The organism is Protofrankia sp. CiP1_Cm_nod3 (genome assembly GCF_982290655.1).
This window is the reverse complement of record NZ_CEVIVD010000213.1, coordinates 1-3,497: the sequence shown is the minus strand read 5'-3', so window position 1 is coordinate 3,497 and position 3,497 is coordinate 1. Positions and strand designations below refer to the sequence as shown.

Genomic DNA, 3,497 nt, shown 5'->3' with positions numbered 1-3,497 from the left:
TGACGAGGGCCGGCGCGGCGAGGGCCGGCGCGGTGAGGGCCGGCGTGATGAGAGCCGGCGCGGCGAGGACTCGGGCCGGGCGCAGTGGCGGCGGCTGCGGGCGGCGGGGGCGCACACGATCCTCGGCCTCGCCCGGGGCACGGCGGTGACGGCGGTGGTGACGGCCGTGCCCGAGCGGGCCGAGGGCGCCGAGGCGCTGCTGGCCTCCTGCCGGCGCAGCGGGCTGACGGTACGGGTGGCCGGCGGTGACGCCTGCCCGGGTGACGGCTTCGGGTTCCCGGTGATCCCGGGCGGGCGCCGTCTGCCGGCCGCCGTCGGTGACCTGCGGGCGGCGGGCGGCGGGGTGCTGGTCGTCTCGCACCGGCGTCCCGCGGTGGGCGGCGCCGACTGCGGGGTGGGAGTCGACGGCCCCGACGGCGCGCCGGCCTGGGGCGCCGACGTCCTCGTCGGGACGGACCTGCGAGCCGCCGCGATGTTGGTGGAGGCGGCCGCCGTGGCGGCCCGGGTGAGCCGGCACGCGGTGCGGCTCGCCCAGATCGGTTCCGGCGCCGGCGCGCTGGTCGCGCTGACCGGTGTCGGCCCACGGCTGCTCTCCCGGGCGATGCTCATGGTGCACGGGGCCGCTGCCCTCGCGTTCGGTTACGGCGTCTGGGCGGCCCGCGAGCTCGGCCGGCGCCCGTCGCCGCCGGGCATTGCGCGTACGCCTTGGCATGTGCTCTCGACGCGGCGTGTCCTTGCCGGGCTGGGCAGCTCACCGGACGGCCTGACCAGCGCGCAGGCCGCGTCGCGGCGGGCCGCCGACCCCTCGCTGGGCCCCTCGCTGGGCCCCTCGCTGGGCCCCTCGCTGGGCCTCCCGGTGGGCGAGGCCGCCCCCGGCCCGCTCGCCGCGCTCGCCCGGGAGCTGGCAAGCCCGCTGACCCCGGTCCTGCTGGGCGGGGCGGCGCTGTCGGCTGCCAGCGGCTCGGTGCTGGACGCGGGCCTGGTGGTCAGCGTGGCCGTCATGTCGGCGCTGGTGGGCGCGGTGCAGCGGCGGCGGGCCGACCGCGCGCTCGCCCAGCTGTTCGCCTGGTCCGCGCTGCGGGCCCGGGCGCGCCGGGACGGTGCCGACGTCGAGCTCACCGCGCGGGAACTGGTCCCCGGCGACGTGATCTCGATCGGGCCGGGGGATGTCGTCCCCGCCGACGCCCGGCTGCTGTCGGCGACCAGCCTGGAGGTCGACGAGTCGTCGCTGACCGGGGAGTCCCTGCCGGTGACGAAGTCGCCGCGTCCGGTCGCCGCCAGCTATGTCGCGGAGCGCACCTCGATGGTGTACGAGGGAACCACCGTGGTCGCGGGCGCCGCGACGGCCGCCGTCGTGGCGACGGGCCCGGCCACCGAGGCGGGCCGTGGCATGGCCACGGCCGCCGGCCCGGCCAAGGCTGTCGGTGTCGAGGCCCGGCTGGCCGCGATCACCGAGTTCACCGCGCCGGTGGCGCTCGGCGCGGCCGCGGTCCTGCTCGCCTCCGGGCTCGTCCGTGGCCGGCCCGCCGGCGACACGCTGAGCGCGGGTGTGGCGCTCGCCGTCGCCGCGGTGCCCGAGGGCCTGCCGTTCCTGGCCACGGCCGCGCAGCTGTCCGCGGCCCGGCGGCTGTCCGGCCGCGGCGCGCTGGTGCGCAACCCGCGGACCATCGAAACGCTCGGACGGGTGGACGTGCTGTGCTTCGACAAGACCGGCACGCTCACCAGAGGCCGGATCCGGCTCGGCATGGTGTCGGACGGCAGCCACACCGCCGCCGTCGGCGAGCTGACGAAACGGCAGCGCCGGGTGGTCGCCGCCGGCCTGCGCGCCACCCCGGCGCGGGTCGACGGGCGCAAGCTGTCCCATCCCACCGACCGGGCGGTGACCAAGGGCGCGGCAGCCGCGGACATCGACCGTGACCACGGCCTGGGCTCCTGGTCGGAGCTGGTCTCGCTGCCGTTCGAGCCGGGCCGCTCCTACCACGCGTCCCTCGGGCTCTCCCCCGGGACGCCCCGGAGGACCTCCCAGGGGACGCCTGCCGGCGGCACCGGCGGCACCGGCGGCGCCGTGCTGCTCAGCGTCAAGGGCGCGCCCGAGACGCTGCTGCCCCGCTGTACCCGCTGGCGGACCGCCCGGGGCGACGTGCCGCTGGACGGGCGTGGCCGGGCGGGCCTGGCCCGCGAGCACGTCGCGCTGGGCCGGCGGGGATACCGGGTGCTCGCCGTCGCCGAACGCGCGATGCCCGATCACAGCCGGCAGGTGTCGGACGACGACCTCGACGCTCTGACCTTCCTGGGTTTTCTCGGTCTGTCGGATCCGGTCCGCTCCGGCGCCGGGCCGTCCCTGGTCCAGCTGCACGACGCTGGCGTGCAGACCGTGATGATCACCGGTGACCACCCGGCCACCGCGCAGACGATCGCCACCGAGCTGGGGGTCCTCGACGGCGGCCGGATGATGACCGGCATGGAGATCGACGCGCTGGACGACGACGCGCTCGACGCGCTGCTGCCCGAGGTGACGGTGGTCGCCCGCGGCACCCCGGCGCACAAGGTCCGCGTGGTGGAGTCGTACCAGCGGCTGGGCAAGGTGGTCGCGATGACCGGCGACGGCGCCAACGACGCGCCCGCGATCCGGCTCGCCGACGTGGGGATCGCGCTGGGCCGACGGGGCACCCCGGCCGCCCGGGCCGCCGCCGACGTGGTGGTCGTCGACGACCGGCTGGAGACGATCCTCGACGTCCTGGTCGAGGGCCGGTCGATGTGGGCCTCGGTGCGCCAGGCGCTGGGCATCCTGGTGGGCGGCAACCTCGGCGAGATCGCCTTCACCCTGCTCGGCGCGGTCGCCACCGGTACCTCCCCGCTGTCGGCCCGGCAGCTGCTGCTGGTCAACCTGCTCACCGACCTCGCCCCCGGGCTCGCCATCGCCCTGCGCCAGCCGGATCCCGGCCGGGCCGGCGAGCTGCTCGGGGAGGGGCCGGAGAGATCGCTGGGCCGCGCGCTGCTGCGGGAGGTCGCGGTGCGCGCGGTGGCGACCACCGCGGCCGCCACCGGCGCATGGATCGTCGCCCGTCCCACCGGCCGGCGCCGGCACGCCGACACCGTCGGGCTGGTGGCGCTGGTCGGGGCGCAGCTCGGCCAGACACTGCTGGTCGGCGGGCGTTCCCGGTCGGTGCTGCTGAGCAGCCTGGGGTCGGTGGTGGCGCTGGTTATGGTCGTCCAGACGCCCGGGCTGAGCCGGTTCTTCGGCTGCACCCCGCTCGGACCCTCCGGCTGGGCCGTCGCCATCGGCGCCTCGGCCGCCGGAACCCTGCTCTCGATGACGCTGGAGCCGCTCGCGGCCCGTTTCGTCCCTCCCGAGGGCTCATCCCTCCCGACGGGCTGAATGTTCCTCCCGACAGGTTGGACGGCCCGCCCGGCGTTGAAAACCGTTGCCGGGGATGACGCGCCCCCTCTTGAGACTGCCGGCACGCGGACGGCAGACCCTGGGCTCACCGGCGGGG

The 3,497-nt window shown here is 77.4% G+C and carries 1 protein-coding gene; it reads left to right on the top strand.

Going from position 1 to position 3,497, the window contains the following annotated elements; all coding sequences use genetic code 11:
* On the top strand, positions 1–3,379 hold a 3,379-nt coding region (locus AC5LUJ_RS22900), incomplete at its 5' end, for a cation-translocating P-type ATPase (RefSeq protein ID WP_493465738.1).
* Positions 3,380–3,497: the final 118 nt, after the last annotated feature.